Annotated in this window: 14 protein-coding genes; 13 read left to right on the forward strand and 1 reads right to left on the reverse strand. The window is 44.1% G+C overall.

Annotation, left to right across the window (positions count from 1 at the left end):
• Window positions 1–20: 20 nt before the first annotated feature.
• The gene (locus L2713_RS17050) at window positions 21–1,580 is read left to right on the forward strand and encodes an AbgT family transporter (RefSeq protein WP_248968682.1); all 1,560 of its coding nucleotides are present in this window, start codon (window positions 21–23) and stop codon (window positions 1,578–1,580) included.
• Window positions 1,581–1,699: 119 nt separating this feature from the next.
• Here the strand turns inward: L2713_RS17050 and L2713_RS17055 are convergent, their stop codons facing one another.
• Complete coding sequence (locus L2713_RS17055) at window positions 1,700–3,163, reverse strand: OmpA family protein (protein ID WP_248968683.1); 1,464 nt, start codon at window positions 3,161–3,163, stop codon at window positions 1,700–1,702.
• A gap of 219 nt (window positions 3,164–3,382) precedes the next feature.
• Here L2713_RS17055 and L2713_RS17060 point away from each other — a divergent pair, with 219 nt between their 5' ends.
• The 12 genes from L2713_RS17060 (at window position 3,383) to L2713_RS17115 (ending at window position 16,698) form a co-directional block, all read left to right on the forward strand.
• On the forward strand, window positions 3,383–5,005 hold the full coding sequence (locus L2713_RS17060) for a hypothetical protein (protein WP_248968684.1): 1,623 nt from the start codon (window positions 3,383–3,385) through the stop codon (window positions 5,003–5,005).
• 11 nt (window positions 5,006–5,016) lie between these two features.
• Complete coding sequence (locus L2713_RS17065; RefSeq protein ID WP_248968685.1) at window positions 5,017–5,331, forward strand: hypothetical protein; 315 nt, start codon at window positions 5,017–5,019, stop codon at window positions 5,329–5,331.
• Window positions 5,324–5,767, forward strand: a complete 444-nt coding sequence (locus L2713_RS17070; RefSeq protein WP_248968686.1) for a hypothetical protein — start codon at window positions 5,324–5,326, stop codon at window positions 5,765–5,767. Before L2713_RS17065 ends, L2713_RS17070 begins: the two co-directional genes overlap by 8 nt.
• A gap of 151 nt (window positions 5,768–5,918) precedes the next feature.
• A complete protein-coding gene (locus L2713_RS17075; protein WP_248968688.1) occupies window positions 5,919–6,608 on the forward strand; it encodes a hypothetical protein in 690 nt (229 codons plus the stop codon).
• 152 nt (window positions 6,609–6,760) lie between these two features.
• Window positions 6,761–7,246 (forward strand): hypothetical protein, encoded by a 486-nt coding sequence (locus L2713_RS17080; RefSeq protein WP_248968689.1) that lies wholly within the window; start codon window positions 6,761–6,763, stop codon window positions 7,244–7,246.
• A gap of 156 nt (window positions 7,247–7,402) precedes the next feature.
• Complete coding sequence (locus tag L2713_RS17085) at window positions 7,403–8,434, forward strand: hypothetical protein (protein ID WP_248968690.1); 1,032 nt, start codon at window positions 7,403–7,405, stop codon at window positions 8,432–8,434.
• A gap of 142 nt (window positions 8,435–8,576) precedes the next feature.
• Window positions 8,577–9,413 carry a hypothetical protein gene (locus L2713_RS17090; protein ID WP_248968691.1) on the forward strand — a complete coding sequence of 279 codons (837 nt, stop codon included), beginning with the start codon at window positions 8,577–8,579 and terminating at the stop codon, window positions 9,411–9,413.
• 61 nt (window positions 9,414–9,474) lie between these two features.
• Window positions 9,475–10,152 (forward strand): hypothetical protein, encoded by a 678-nt coding sequence (locus tag L2713_RS17095; RefSeq protein WP_248968692.1) that lies wholly within the window; start codon window positions 9,475–9,477, stop codon window positions 10,150–10,152.
• Between the two features lie 268 nt (window positions 10,153–10,420).
• Window positions 10,421–12,391 carry a hypothetical protein gene (locus L2713_RS17100; RefSeq protein WP_248968693.1) on the forward strand — a complete coding sequence of 657 codons (1,971 nt, stop codon included), beginning with the start codon at window positions 10,421–10,423 and terminating at the stop codon, window positions 12,389–12,391.
• A 224-nt stretch (window positions 12,392–12,615) separates the two neighbouring features.
• Window positions 12,616–13,122, forward strand: a complete 507-nt coding sequence (locus L2713_RS17105; protein WP_109286610.1) for a hypothetical protein — start codon at window positions 12,616–12,618, stop codon at window positions 13,120–13,122.
• 156 nt (window positions 13,123–13,278) lie between these two features.
• Window positions 13,279–14,598: a hypothetical protein gene (locus tag L2713_RS17110; RefSeq protein WP_248968694.1), complete on the forward strand. Its 1,320-nt coding sequence runs from the start codon at window positions 13,279–13,281 to the stop codon at window positions 14,596–14,598.
• A gap of 366 nt (window positions 14,599–14,964) precedes the next feature.
• Window positions 14,965–16,698, forward strand: coding sequence for a hypothetical protein (locus L2713_RS17115; protein WP_248968695.1), 1,734 nt, complete (start codon window positions 14,965–14,967; stop codon window positions 16,696–16,698).
• The last annotated feature ends 39 nt before the right edge of the window (window positions 16,699–16,737 follow it).

A 16,737-nucleotide genomic window follows, 5' to 3' on the forward strand; every position in this document is an offset into this window, starting at 1 on the left:
TTTTAGGAAGCGGCACCCAAATGGAAAACCATAAACCTGTCACTGGATTCCAGCGATTTCTCAATGGCGTCGAAGTCGTCGGCAATAAACTGCCCGATCCGGCGGTGTTATTTGCGATGTTTCTGAGCCTAGTCTGGCTGATCTCTTGGGGATTATCGGGTGTCAGTTTTGATGAAATCGACCCTCGTACAGGCAACCCCATTCAAGTCGTGAATATGCTCGAAGGCGGCGCACTGACTGCATTTACCTCGAACATAGTCTCCACCTTTGTGACTTTCCCGCCGCTCGGTGTCGTGCTAGTTGCAATGCTGGGGCTTGGCGTGGCTGAGCATACTGGTTTTATTAATGCTGGCCTGCGCTCGATTTTATCGGTGACCCCCAAGATGTTACTCACCCCGGTATTGATCGCCGTGGGTATCCTGAGCCATGTCGCGGTTGATGCGGGTTATGTACTGGTTATCCCACTCGGCGCGGTGATCTTCTATGCCGCGGGTCGTCATCCCCTAGCCGGTATTGCCGCCGCTTTCGCTGGCGTATCCGGCGGTTTTTCTGCAACCGTAGGCGTGCCATCGAGCCTTGATCCTATGTTAGCGGGCTTAACTCAGGCAGCGGCAAGATTATCGGCCGACCCCGCGGCTGCCACATTAACGATTAACCCACTGAATAACATCTTTTTTACTTCGGCTTCTGCCATTTTAATTATCTTAGTTGGCTGGTTCTTAACGGATAAAGTGATTGAGCCGCGCCTAAAAAACACAGCTGTGAATGGCGATCCCAGCACGCTCCCAACCCTAGATGAACTGCAACCCCATGAGCGCCGCGGACTCAAATTCGCTATGGGCGCCATGTTGTTATGTGCCTTAGGGCTGGTGTTTAGCGCCTATGGTGACAACTCTGCCTGGCGGGGTACCGATGGCGCGCTAACCAGCGCCTCGGCTCCTTTAATGCGCTCCATTGTGGCGATTATTTTTGTGTTCTTCCTCGTGCCAGGCATAGTCTATGGCTATGTTGCGGGCACGGCGAATAACCACAGAGCCATTATTCAGGGCATGAGTAAGTCCATGAGCGGCATGGGTTATTACATTGTCATGGCCTTCTTCTGTGCCCAGTTTATTTATGCCTTTGGTCAATCCAATTTAGGCGCATTAATGGCCATTAAAGGCGCATTGGCGTTGAAAGAATTGGCCCTTCCTATGGGTGTGACTTTGGTGGGGATTGTGTTTCTCACCGCGTTCGTCAATCTATTAGTCGGCTCAGCGTCGGCCAAATGGGCCTTGATTGGTGCCATCATGGTGCCGATGTTAATGGAGCTGGGCGTATCGCCCGATTTGACTCAAGCCGCTTACCGCGTGGGCGACTCATCGACCAATATCATCACCCCGCTGATGCCTTACTTTCCGCTGATAGTGGTGTTTTGCCAAAAATACGTTAAGGAATCAGGCATTGGCACCTTAGTGGCGCTGATGTTGCCGTTTTCAATCAGTTTTCTGCTGCTTTGGAGCGGTTTCTTACTCGCTTACTGGGCCTTAGGTCTGCCATTAGGAATTGGCAGTTCACTCTCCTTCCCGGCACTATCTTAGCCTTAGCCTGAATATCGCTTGGCAGAGACGTCGGCTGAGCTATCACAGGTAAACAAAAATGGCGCCAACTCGACAAGAGCTGACGCCATTTTTATATCAATTGAATCAAACAATTGGGCTTACTTTGTATCCGATCTCAATACTAACTCGACACGGCGATTCTGCTGCTGCCCCGCCTCATCACTGTTACTAGCAACGGGAGCATGTTCACCTATCCCTACGGCTTCCAATTGTTGAGTTGGAATACCATGACTCGTGGTCAATAACTTCACTATCGCCACCGCGCGGCGCTGGGATAGACCTTGGTTATAGGCTTGATTACCTTTGTCATCGGTATGACCCACCACATAAAATGCACGCTTGGGATTTGCCTTTAAGTAACTCGCAAGCACCTCGACAACGGGCTGCGCCTCGGGCAACAACTTGTCGCTATCGTACTCAAATAACAGCCCTTCTAAGGCAACATGCCCCTTGGCTTCGATTTGGTCGGTCAGCGCCTCAAGATTGATCCCCACGCGATCATCCTTAAGCTCAGTCTCCTCTAACACCCGCAAGTCGGTCCATAAGCCATCAATATAACCAAGAGTATAAGTGCTCACATGCACATTCCCCTCGGGGCGCGTTAAGGTATACCAAGCATAAAACTGGCTGTCTTCGTTACCAATGTTCACTAGAGAATCGATGGCTTTGATAAACCTATCCTCCCTACCACAGGCCTTTCCCTGACACTCAAATTGCGTCTCGAATCCGAGTTTAGTCAATGCCACCTTGTAGTTAGTGAACACCTCGTAACCCGAATATTCCTTTGGTATTGAATAGCCATTTTGAGTCAACTTACCCGCACGCTCCACCAGCACAGGCTTATTGCTTGCATCCATTGAAGACACAAATACTGTGCTGGCAAAGCCTTGGCGTTTAAAGTCCTGGATATAGCTTCCCTGTAGGCGGCTGATAAGCGGATGATCCTCGGCGCCGTTCTTATCCTTCTTTTGATTATCTTTAAACTCGATTTGCTTAGGCGCCTGCTGTAAAAATGCGGCATTAACCGTGACTAAATCTAGCGGCTCGGGGATCACCTCGAGCGTCGTAATATGAATACCCGCAGAACTCTTCAGATTTGCGGCTTGTATGGCGGTATAAAACTCTTTTTGCTCATTCTTCACTCGAGCAAACAAGTAACCACTTTCAACACCAATAACGCCATCCAACAGCGCAATTTGCTCTTCCAATAGGCGAGAATCACCACAGGCCTCAAGCAGACACTCGAATAGGACTTCGCCACCAAGCTTTTTAATCTGCTCACGGTAATTGTCGAGAATATGCGCAGGGCTATATTCGGGCGCTAATTTGTATTTTTGCTGATGGACCTGACCGAAGATGGGCTTAAAACGATAGTCAGACCTTTGTTCACCCGCGCTGATAATAAAGGGATATTCGGCATAATGGCGCGTCAATTCATCCTTTAATTTCGCCGTAGGAAAAGGCGTAAATAACCCCTCATTCGCCGCCATTAACGACAAAGGCATTAGGCTCGTCGACATAGCCAATAACCCCACTAAATAACTCCGCTTAGAAACACGCATCTATATTTACTCTCCATAGAAATACTGCTGCGAAAAGTAACACTAAACGGATTGCGCAATAACAAATATCAAACAAGTTAATACTTTAGCGTGATTGAGGCGATGGGTTGTACAGGCAAAAATAGCTGACTAAAAAAACGACAGAATGACACTGACATTGATGTCAATCACTTAATCACTCTCTTCGCCAAGAGCCGCTTCATCACAAGGACGTTTATTTTGCCATCTTCCCACACAGCTCGGATCCTATCCTTAATCGCCCTTTTAGCCCTGCCGCTATTTACACAAGCAACAACTGTAACGCCCACAGAACACCATGGCACTTGGGAAAATAAAGATGAAGATAGTGATGGGGTACCAGATGAATTGGATGATTATCCGTTTGATGCTAAAAAGCAAAGTTACAGCACGACTACTGAATCCTCATTCAACGACAATCCATCGGTAGCCACTGTGGTTTCAGATTCATTTCCTTTCAAATTGCAGGGTGTCTTAGAAGAAAGGGGAGATGGGGATGTTTATCGATTCCAAATTGATCAATCTCAGGTGAATGCTGCTCTTCCCGTCACTTTTGTTTTATTTATGAATGATTTCAGTTATAAGCCAACAATCAGTATATTGGATGAAACTGGGCGAGCAATATTCGAAATAAAAAACAATACAGAGGCAATCGGAAAGATCGGTGCGATAGCAACTGTATCATTTGAAAGGACTGGGGTTTATTACGTTGCTGTAGCGGAACAAAATCTTGCTGGGGGAGCCAATGCTACATACTCAGTAAAAGCATTCATTGATACTGATTATGATGGTTTACCTGCTGAGCTTGAAAACGCATTAGCTATGGATGCATCTAACCCCGACAGTGATGGAGATGGGGTTTACGATGGTAACGAAGTCTATGTTCAAGCCTTTGGTGCATTACAACTTGACTTGGATAATGACAATATTCCCAATTGGCTTGATAGTGACTCTGACAATGATGGATTACCTGATAAGTTAGAAAAACTTACAGATTTAGATCTAGATGGTGTAGGTGCATTCGCTGATACAGATTCGGATGGAAATGCCATAGCTGATAGCGAAGAAGCTGTGGATATAGCTAATCCATTAGATTCTGATGGTGATGGTATCTACGACTTTTTGGATCTTGATGATGATTCAGATGGCTTGCTTGATATAAATGATATTGAGAGGCTCTCAAAACTATCATTAACTGAACAATTCCAGGTTTTTGCTTTAAGATTTGATGACAAGCTTGGGGTGACAATGACTGATAGAGCTTTCCCTGGGGAAAGAGTATATATTCAAGGCCAAAATATTCCTGTTTCAGATTCATTCTTGGTAATAAAAGGTCATTCAAAACTTTATAACATTAAACTATCTGATGTCGCAGAAAGTGGATTCTCATTTTATTTACCTGACAATATTCTTGATGAAGCTGAATATGAATACTATTTAGCTAGTGGCAGTGTTAAAAGCAACTCTAGATATTTCACTGTTTCATCTCCTCTAACTCCAGTTATAAAAGATTTGAAGGATTCTTCTCTGAAAGCTGGAGACATTATAAAGATCTTTGGAAGAAACCTACAGCCAGGCATGACAGTGCATTTTGGGGATATAGTCGTTTCTCCTGATTCGATTGTTAATGGTGAGGCAACAATAACAGTCCCTGCGAATGCAGTTTCTGGCTTTCTATACGTAGAGTCGCTGCAACTAATCAGTAATAAGATTTATTTTGACATCGAGGAAACTGTTACCCTTAAATCAGATAACATTGAAAAAATAATTGGTTCTTCAGAGATATATGTAAAAACAACAATGAAAAAAGTTATTTTCGCTTAACACAAAATGGTGTGGATTTAGATATAAATAAAAATAACATCAGCTATAATGAACTGTATATTAAAAATTCAAATGATTATATTCCTACTTCCACTGTTGCTATTTTCAGGGAGGAAAAGTCTGTCGTAATTAATGCTGAGAGACTGGCACTCTCGAACATCTTGTTGATGCCATCAATTAGTAAGATGGCGGCATCAGATCCTGACTTTATTGAAATGATTAAGTCTTACAGGATAAAAGTAGTTAAAGGGGCAAATCCCAAAATTACAAATTGTGCCTATGTCAATGCCACAACGAATCAAGCAAGGATGTTACAACATGAATAATAGATTATTGACGCTGTTTTTATTGCTTACGTCTGGTTTCGCCAATGCCTCAGCCCCGACACAGAATTTCAGCCAAGAGCCTTTAGTACAACGTTGTATGGGAATGTTAGACATATATAGAGATGAAGATTTTGATGCCTATGTAGCGGCATTTCCTGAACCTTGGCTGGGTATTTTTGGCGAGAAGGTGTTAAAAAATGAGTTGTCCGCAAGACATCAAGAGTACATGGGTACCTATCAGGGAAAGCCGGCTAGCACGATTATTAGCGGAATAGACCCTGTGGAGCCGGCCAAGATTGAAAAGGAACGTCTTGGTGCCGTGGAAGGAAAAAAAGTTTTATTTCAAATATATAATCAGCGCGGTAGTGGCCACTCAACCAGCTGCAAGTTCTTACGGATCGGTGAGAACTGGTATTTTAGAGAGCTGAGACTCTGATAGTCGAGGATATCAGAGCTTGGATGGCGATATCGACAAATGGAAAAGGGGCTTGCGCCCCCTTTTCCATTGATGATCTCAGATTGTCATACCATCAAATGCCGTTTCACGGCTGGCGATATAAGTTACACAAGAGGAAGGAACAGCAGGGATGAACTCATTGAAGTACATGCTCAATGACCTCAAATGGTTTGATATCAGCTTTAAAAGCAAGTATTTCAGGATCCGTCAGGAAGATGAATTCAGGTTGCCGGTTTCACTTGGGTTTACGGCACTGCCACTCAGGCAGGAGCTGTTATTATTGTCCTCTGCCATTCCCGTTCTCCTTCTGGGACTTGTACTGAGCCGTGTCGGTTCTGTTGCCGTATTGATTGCGGCCGGAGGCATTACACTGATTTGGTTGCTGACATATTTGAGCTGGCGCAAGCGCTGGGTGTGGCGTCAGCTGTCCATCAATAAGGCAGATCTCGACGCTAATACACAGTTAATTTTCAATCGCCACTGTATCAGGTTGCCCCAACATATCTGCGGCGGCAACAGCACTATACCTAGAGTTGAGATTGAAAAAATCACTTTCCATTGGGTTAGTTATTTCAGTGAAATGCAAAAGCGCAATCGGGTCCATGGTGTGACGATTCACTTGCACAACGGCAAGCATTACCAGCTTTCCGGTATGGCCTACCCCCATAGAAGCTTGCTCTATCTGGCAATATTTTTTGATTATTCAGTGGAGCTTATCGAGCAGCCGCCCCCAAGGGAACGGCTGGTTATTTTGGTTATCGCCTTGGCGGTCATCACATCGTTATTCAATCTAGTCATGATTGCAGCCCACTGGCATTGACCTTAAGCCCGCAGATAAAGCTATAAATGTCTGATTCGGCATTTGGGTTAATACTTAGGTGCTATTGTGATGACGGCAGCTTAAGGGAAAAATAGCGGGACAACATTCCGCTATAACATTGATGTTTAATGCTTTAAATCATAAGGATATGTATGCCACGTTTTTTTCCCGTTGCCATATTTACACTCGTATTATCCATTCTCACCTTGATGACTTCATCGGCTGCAACAGCGACTGAGGGCGCAATGTCAGCCCCACGGAGCGATGGATTATTTCAAGGCACGGCCGATGCGAGCGAGGCCAATCTCACCACCCTATGTGAGAGCTATATGCGCGAGGGTTTCATTCATAACGAGGTCACCCTCTACCTCAAACTGCTGCCGCCTGAAGCGGCAGAATATGAGGCGGATATCCGCAAAGGTATTGCCCGATCTTTCGAGAAGAAGTTCAAGGGACTGACCGAGCCAAGCTATCAGATATTGGAAGTAGGCCCGATGGAACAGGGAGAATATAAAGGTAAAGCAACCCGATCCATAAAACTGAAATATCAGGGGCGAGGCGTCAAAGGAGATAGACGAAGTCGCTGCTATTTTAAACAGCACGAGAATGGTCGTTGGTACCTGGGTCAGCATCCCTGACCCTTACCGCAAGAAGGCGTCCCATGGGCGCCTTTGACTTACGACAGACATAGGAATAACCGACCCAATTATCCACTGACAACCAAGGGTAATGGATGACAATGTAACATATTACCCAAAGCAAATATCACAACACACGATTGGACCCCTGCCAACATGAGCTATAGCATAAGTAAACACACGGATGACTCACTTATTTTAACAAATACTCGAGGCATGGCTGGGATCTTGGTAAGCATATTCTTTGTCTTTTTCGGTCTTATGTTGATGACGCTGGCGGTCGGTGAATGGCAGGAGAGCGGTGAATGGCCTGTGGCGATGTGCCTGTTTGGCGCTGCGGCATTTTTGCCTGTGTTCCGGTTTAACAAGGTCGTGATAAGCGCCAAGAGCAAAGATCTAGTACAAACCCAATCTTGGTTTGGCGTTGTCTTTGGCAGTAAGCACATTCTCAATGAGCAACTATCCTTGATTGAAATATCGGGCTTAATCTCTGGCGAATTTGCGCATTTCCTAGATCCCAGCGAACATGTCAGACATAGCTATTCTCTGACCTTCTTCAGCCATCCAAAACTAACACTCACAATTGCGACCTTTTCCGACCTACTCAAAACAATTGCGTTTTTTGAAGCCCATTTTGATACGAACATCGCCTTGCTAATAGGTAATAACAGACACAAATTCACTCCAGCAGGACTCATGGAGAAAGGTAAGCCCACACCTCTGCCACAGGATGGCCTAGTACGGCAGACTGGAGTTGCGCAACTCAGTGTTAAAGGACATCCATTGGTCATCTGGATGATCAACATCCCCATTTTATCTGTAGCACTGCTGGGTATCTGGATGCTGCACTTCCAAGAAGAAATGTTTCGTCAAGTCTATATCCCACCTTTCTACCAATATGCCTTGTCAGCCTGCTTGATAGCTTTAAGCCTTGGGTTTGTGGCATTCATCAGAGGTGCTTGTCTGTTAACGGTCGAGAATGACATGTTAACCATCAGCAAGAAGGGCTGCAGGACCAAACACTTTAAGCTTGCCGATGTCTGGGGCGTCTCACAGGTAACAAATGTTACCTATCTATTGACGAAAAAGGGTGCTGTAAAATTAGCCTATAAACTACCTGATAAGCATAACTTTGCGATCCACAGTTGGTTAACGCAATTTATCCGAGACTCATCCAACCCAATCTAAAACAAGTTAATACTTTAGCGTGATTGAGGAGATGGACTCTAGACGCAAAAATGGCTGACGAACAAACTGGTAAACAGGTCTAGTTGTCAATCACTTAATCACTCTCTTCGCCAAGAGCCGCTTCATCACAAGGATGTTTATTTTGCGACTACCCCACTCTGCCCTTACTCTATCCTTAATCACTTTTCTAGCCCTGCCGCTATTTACACAAGCAACAACCGTCACGCCCAAAGAACATCATGGCACTTGGGAAAATAAAGATGAAGATGGTGATGGGGTGCCAGATGAATTGGATGATTATCCGTTTGATTCAAGCAGAAATAAATATCCAGTATTTATAGAGCAGGAACCGAATGACAACCCATCAGTGGCCACACCAATCGAAATAGATCAAGGGGCCATAGTACGAGGGGTTATAAGCTCTGAATTGGACAAAGGAGATCTGTTTAAGTTTGTAACAACCGAGCTTAAACAATACACAGCTGTCTTCAAAACGTCATCAGCTCGATTTAAACCACAAGTGTATATTTCAAATGAAGATGGCCTTGTTATGAATGACATCTTTTTATATCAATACACAAAACCGAATATCTACGTAGTAAACTTTCCAATATATGACCCGGGTACATATCAATTAAGTTTAATTGATGAAAACTTTTCAGGTTGGCCAGATCTTTCCTACGAAATTGTATTTTTTAACGATACTGATGTTGATTCATTTGATGATATGAAAGAACGAGCAGTGGGTTCTGACCTGCTAGAAAATGATATGGACAAGGATAAAATTTTAGATGGACTCGAGTTTATCTTCGGCACTATTAATAAAAGTATAGATATTGATAATGACTCTATTCCAAATTGGTTGGATTCTGACTCTGATGGCGATGGGTTTAGCGATAAATTTGAGGGAAGTAATGATTTAGATAATGACACCATTCCAAATTTTTTAGATCGAGATGCTGATGGAAATGGTACATGATTAAATCTGCTCAAATAGCGGCAATCACTAGCTCACTCAATTTAAAAGGAACCTGAAAAGCATGGAAAAGCTAACCCTTGACGACACCCCCTGGTTTGGCACCACCGATTTCAAAGGGAAAAATCAACTCACTAGTGACAGTGACATTCGCCTTAAGTCATCAAGGCTACTCTACCCACTTCCCTTGCCTTTAGAGATGCTCTTTTTCATTGGGCCGCTGGCATTGGCCATCTTACCCTTTATCAATCCCCAACTCATGCCCCCTGAAATCTGGTTGGCGCTGAGTATAGGCACCATCTTGGGTAGTCTGATGCTCAAAAAGCTATTCATCGATAGCATTTATGGTCGGGTGAAAGAGCATGTCTGTCAGATTAACGCCAAACGACTCAATATCCCCGGCAGTCATCTTATCGAGACCAAAGCTGGCCCGATAGAAATTCAGCGACAAGACATAAAGCAAATCTGCGTTCGATTTTGGCCCAGCACGCGCGACCTGCGCACCACCTATGATGTCTGTGAGCTAATCATCACGCTGCAATCGGACAAATCAATCAGCTTAAAGAGCCTCTACTTTCCGATTAAGCCTCTGCTTTACCTGCTGGTCTACTTCGACTATCCAATCACGCTGCAAAAGCGTCGACATTCATTAACCATTGTCGCCCGCAGCATATTCGTCGCTTTTCCCTTAGTCGCCTTAGTGGCGGTAACAGGCTTGCTGTTTAAAGAGTATTTTCTGTAGATTTAACAGAAACCAAATCGACGAATGACTCTACTATAAAGTTACGCTATTTAGCGTTATGCACACCAACTTAGGCTGGGATTTGGCAAGATAATAAGCATTGTTGAACAATGGCTTATTCTAGTTGTGAAGTTAATACTTTAGCGTGATTGTGATGATGGACTCTAGACGCAAAAATAACTGACTAAAAAAACGACAGACTGACATTGATGTCAATCACTTAATCACTCTCTTCGCCAAGAGCCGCTTCATCACAAGGATGTTTATTTTGCGACTACCTCACTCTGCCCTTGCGCTATCCTTAATCACCTTTCTAGCCCTGCCGCTATTTACACAAGCAACAACTGTCACGCCCACAGAACACCATGGCACATGGGAAAATAAAGATGAAGATGGTGATGGGGTGCCAGATGAATTGGATGATTATCCGTTTGATAAATATAAAAGTCAGTACGCCTTAGTTACTGAAGAAGAGTTCAATAATAATCAAGATGTTGCAAATCATGTCCAACAAGTCCCATCGCGTATTTATGGGGTTGTGCAACAAGTCAATGATCTCGATTTTTACCAGATAAAACTAGAGGCAGGCAAATCAGTCACGTTTTTATTATCTTCCCCAAGTCATGATTTCTCACCAGGTATGGCAGTGTTAGATAGCGAGGGACTAGCTATCCTTGCATGGGCACCAAACTATCAGCCTGTCGGAAAATATAAGCGCGCAATCCAAGTAAAACCGAGGACATCAGGCGTTTATTATCTGGTAATCAATGACAAACTTTTCCGCGGCAGGCCTGATTTTAACTACAAGATAGCGGCATTTTTTGATAATGACGTAGATGCCATTGATGACGCAATAGAACCTGCCTTCGGTTTTGAAGCTTATTCTCAGGATACTGATAATGATGGTATTTATGACGGGGAAGAGTTCTATGTATTAAAATCTGACAATCTGATGCTGCATGACGTCGATGGAGATGGCTTACCCAACTGGCTCGATGATGATACTGATGCAGATGGAATAAAAGATGGCTTGGAGGGTGCGACTGACTTAGATAATGACGGATTAGCAGCGTTTGCTGACCTTGATGCCGATGGAAACTCGGTATTGGATGCCATGGAAGTAGGTAAGAATAGTCAATCTCCGCTCAATTTTGATGGCGATGCACTGGCTGATTTCATCGATCTCGATGACGACGATGATCTTATTTTAGATGTCAATGATATAGAACCTCATTCACGAGTAAGATCTGCGGCCTACCCTTCTGAAAATTATAAAGAAATTAGAACTATCTATTATCTACATGATGGACAGACTCCAATAAAAGACGTTTTAATTGCGAATAAAAAACATCGAATATTGGGTGATGGCCTGAGTGACGGTTTACTTGTATTTGCCCGTAAGTCTGGTGAACCAATTAATATGCCAGTCAAAGTCAATCAAGATGCAAGTGTGGATTTCATTTTGCCAGAGGACGCAACCCAAATGTATTTTGTTGCCTCAAATCTAATCAGCGCCAATGGCATTGATATCCTTTATCGTAATGAAAATATCCCCATAATACTCGAGCAAACAACTCTCCGTACTAAACCAGGCAGTGAAATATTACTGAGAGGCAGCCGCTTTAATGAACAGACTAAAGTGGTTTTCCTTGGACAGGAAATTGCGCCGCGCTCAATCAACCCAAGTGAATTAATTTTTGATATTCCCAATAGCGCTGTTTCGGGAGAATTATATGTCAAAAATACCTACGGCAAGAGCAATACCCTTAATGTACAAGTAGGTAGCTCAGTGTTACTAAAAATAGCCTCTGATGTATCTCTCAACGCGTCGACCTTATCAGCGCTATCAATGGGCAGTGATAATGAAGATCCTCTCTTTTTTAGTGTTCAAAAAGAGTTGCTACTACCAGTCTCCAACAGAGGGTACGACCAAATATTGGTATTCTTAGGCGATCAACAAATACTTAATGCCGTCTATCATGGTCAGTCTGAAATCACTGTTGATTATGCAACTACAGCGGTATCACGTGCTTGGCAATTTAGCGGCATTAAAAGCACAACGTTCATCCCTGACTATCAATCACTCTTTGTACAAACCCAATCCCTACCCGAAGTTAAGCAACTCGAAGAGTATATTCGTAGCCATATCACACAGCCCGAAACGTTTAATAAACCGCCTTTTTTTCAGAGGGTCGCGGCGGCAGGCGATGCAGTGAACAAATTACTCAATACGTTATAGCGAGATAACTACCAGAAATAATGAGATACCCATTAGAACCATGACGCACTCGCAAGCTGATGCAGTAACGCGATGCGATTATTCTCAATGACAGAAATACCTCCCCCTGTTTGTAACAGCACAGCGATGACAAACAGAGAAGAAATAGCGTATTTCTTACGAAATATAAGTCAGCAATACGGGTCTCAACCCTGTGGCATAACACTCTTGATATTGGAACTCATATGAAATTACAGAAACTCTGCCTATTTAAACTTGGTAAACCTATATCTCTACTGCTAGGGCTTGCAGCGATATTCCCCATGTACGCCACTGGTTCAGAGTTACCTGCTGAATTAATTGCCGAGCTTAAACCCCGCTGTGACAAAATGATGCAGGATATTCGCGATAACAAAATGGATGACATGATTAAAGAGTTTCATCCCATGTTACAGACATGGAATGAGGGTAAGTTAGCGAAGAAGATGGCCATGCTTAGCATCAATGGTTATAAAAATGAAATGTTCGGTCAAATTCCATTAGATAAAATCGTATTCTCCGAGCAAGAATCCAGTTTTCGAGACCCAAGTAAAGATAACATAGGGCAATATCCCGATATGACAAACATGGCAGATTTGCATTATAACTTTTACTTTGTGAGACCTGATGGCAGAAAACAAAAAGGAAGCGTGAACTGCGTTCTGTTTGAAGCTGCTGGTAAATGGTATTTCGAAGATAATCTCCCGTTTTAACCAAACGGTACCTAACACAAGTTAATACTTTAGCGTGATTGAGGAGATGGACTCTAGACGCAAAAATGGCTAACGAAAAACGTCAGCCATTATACCTGTCAGTCTCGCTAGCCAATCTGTTGGCTAAAATTCGTTTTCATCACAAGGAAGTTTATTATGCCTTCTGCCCACTTCCACAGGTTTTTCTCTTTAATCGTCCTATATGGCTTACTTGTCTGGAGTAGCTTTCCTGCGGGTGCAGCACAGGATAGAGATCTGGCATTGGCAACTTTTGACAGCAAAACAGCACCACTGCTAAAGCAAGCAATTGTATTAGGGGAAACCGCGCCAGAGGACAAAATTGACGATGCGCTAGAGCGTCACCAAGGCGATGCAGTTGCCGTTTTAAAGGAAGGTATACCTCAACGTCTGGCGATTAAAGCAAAGCAACAACTCACATTAGCGGATGAATACCTTAAGTATTTTAAAGAATTACAGCAGCAAGTTTCGCATACAAGCCAATGCCATCAACCGCAGCTAATGGCTGATTTTAACTCGCAAATCAAAGAACTAACTGCCTATGCAGATAGGCTTAACACTTACTCTAATATCCAAAATCTAGGCGATGCCTTCCCAGCGTTAATGGACATGAATATCAGCCAGGCACGGGTCAATACCCTAACGAGTCTATTTCATCGATTTCGTATCTGTGTTTTAGGCGATGATTCACCAGCCTTGGTCGAGGGGCTCAGCGGCGAGAAAGGAGATGCAATAGCTAATGCCTTTATCAGTACATTTGCAGCCAAACAGGGAGTGATTCCGCCTACTACACCCGAATATATGTCAGAGAATGATACTGAAGGTATTTCCCAATTCAGTGAGATAGACGAGCCTGAGCTTATCCAAGAAAAACCAGAGCAAGATTTTGGCACCTTTGATGGGCCTCAAACAGAGGCCACAAGTGAGATTTCACAGCCCATTTCAGCCCTAAAATTTAGCAACAAGCCACTGGGTGACTGTATTCAACAACAGGCGAAACTGCTCGCGATTCAACAAAGCCAAGAACTCAACTTGCTGAATTGTCAGTTTAATCCCACCGATATGGTGATATTGGACGACCTCAACGACTTTAGCCATCTTGACACCCTTAGCTTAAAAGGTGGCACGCTCACTTCACTTTCTAATCTGAACAACAATAATCTTAAAACACTTATGTTGAACAATATGAAGGTTACTGATTTTAATTCGAAAAACCTACAGCTAGATAGTTTGCTAATCAGCCAAGTGAATTCTAACAATTGGTCAAGCTTACTCTCCCTTAACGCCCAGACAATTAGTATTGATAACACCGTTGATTGCAATCAACTCAAGCCTCTATTGACATCGGAAAAGCTGATCCCTATTCATCCAGGACTTAGCCCAACAGAAATGGCCGAACGTATGCAACAAGCAGAAGCTAATGGCATACCACTGTTAATGCTCGAATGTGCAATCTAAAAATGTATTTAACAGACGTAAGCCGCTAAGAGCCCCTTATCATACTTTTGTATAGTTGTATGATTTTTAAACAAAAAAGAAAATATACGCGCTACTAATACAGCAATTTTACTGCGCTGTGTTACGACAGGAAGGATGCCAAACGTTGTCGTGAAAGGGATTTCACATCAAGCCGCATGTTTTATCACAAGCGGCGTCGATTTTTATCCACTCAGACCGATACTCTCGCCCTTCTTAGTCACCTAGGCTCATGCTATTTGGCTTGGCCATGAATAATACTGCAACACGTTGAATACTCGACGTTATCAGATGACTCCACGCTAACTTAGTGCAATGGAAATTGCCGAATTAATGTAAGGACACAAGATGTTTAAACCTAAACTGCTCTCTTTGCTAATCGCCACCAGTTTGCTGACGGCATGTTCTGGCTCAGACGATAAAGATGACACCACCACGACGCCAGAGCCGACGCCACCCACAGAATACGCACATAAAGTCACGGGTCAGGTCACTTATATCGGCGCTATCGCCGGGGCCAACGTGTGCGTCGATCTCAACCAAGACTTAAGCTGCTCAGAGGGTGAACCGAGCACCACTACGGGCACTGACGGTAAGTATCAAATCGATTGGAAAAGCGAGACCGAAAAACCTAACTATTACCTGTTGGCCAATTGGATTGATAACGCGGCGTCATCTGCACGCTCAGCATTGGCGATGAGCTCCGCGGCAGCTAACACCAACACCACCACTGGCGGCATGAATATCGTTGCCCTGCCCGATCATGCGGGTCATATCAACGCGCTGACCAATATTGAGTTTTCACGCTATCGCAAGATGATTGAGGCCGACTTAACGCCACAGCAAGTGATTGAGTTCCGCGCCAAACTCAAATCCTTATACGCCACTGGATTTAAACAAGTCGAAGCCGATTTATTTAGTCTTTCGCCCGAAATCACTCTGCAACCCACATTTCTCGACACCCTGCTGTTACACGATTACCTGTTAAACCTCACCAATGAGCGCACAGTGGAAATTTTGGCGGCTATCGAAGTGTTAATCGCCGCATTTGAAGCCTTCGAGAATTTAATCCTAGGGTATGGTTTTGGCACTGAGGCTTATCTGCAAACTAATCCCGTTGCCGTTACCAATAAGGTGGAGAGCACCTTAGTGTCCTTCGGTTATATGGAAGCGCTGGTTGACGACAAGGCGATGAACAGCACTGACTGGGATACAGTGTTTAGCAGCATGCTCAATCAAACCGACGCATCTCATGTGCTCAATATCGCCACCGTTCGCAACAGCCACTTTGTCAGCTTAGATTATGGTACTGCTGACCAAACTCTTACTGGCGTATTTTCAGGTGACGCTGTGATGATCTTCGACAACACGTCGGGAGAGGAAGTCCCTACCGAATGCTGGAATGAGCCAATGAAAAAATGGATCAATGCCTCGCGTAACGACCAAGGGTATGTGCTTAAAGAACCTGTGATTGAAGGCAATCAATTAAAAACCGTTTATGCCGGCACTGAAGTCCCTGTCGAAATAAATTTCCATAAGTATCAAAACACGGCCGCTGACTGGCAAGATTTGCTGGCAAACCTCCCGAGCGACCTCAAACTGGCGTCACTCAGTTGGCCTTCGCAAATATATCGCATCGATATCAAGCAATCGGCCGACGTGATTTGCCGCGAAGAAGATCCCGTAACCTATGAAACGGGTGTAGAAACCGCGAGCGAGCTTTCCTCTAGCTTGATCGTGAAGCTATTGTGGCCGTACTCTTACCCCGAGAGTTACATTGAGGACTCACCACATAAATTCACCATTCTCGATAGTTTCGGTCAGCCAGAACACCAATATGAATGGGACATTAGCACTAGTCCAAACGGCGGCAAGCTACTAACTATCACTGAAATTGAGGCGGACCCGATTACTAGCAAAACCATTCAGGCACACTACTATCTAGTGACGGCAAACTTACTGACAGAGGCAGATCTATTCAAAGCATTGGATACCGCTGAAAATAAACAACTCTACAACTTTACCTACGACAGCAGCTTCAGCAATACCCTGCGCAACCACTTTAAGTCGCTAGCAAAGTAAAGCTTACTCCACCCGCGCCCCAGCGTTGATTCGTCGGGG

It is taken from the genome of Shewanella seohaensis (assembly GCF_023283775.1).
GTDB lineage: Bacteria > Pseudomonadota > Gammaproteobacteria > Enterobacterales > Shewanellaceae > Shewanella > Shewanella seohaensis.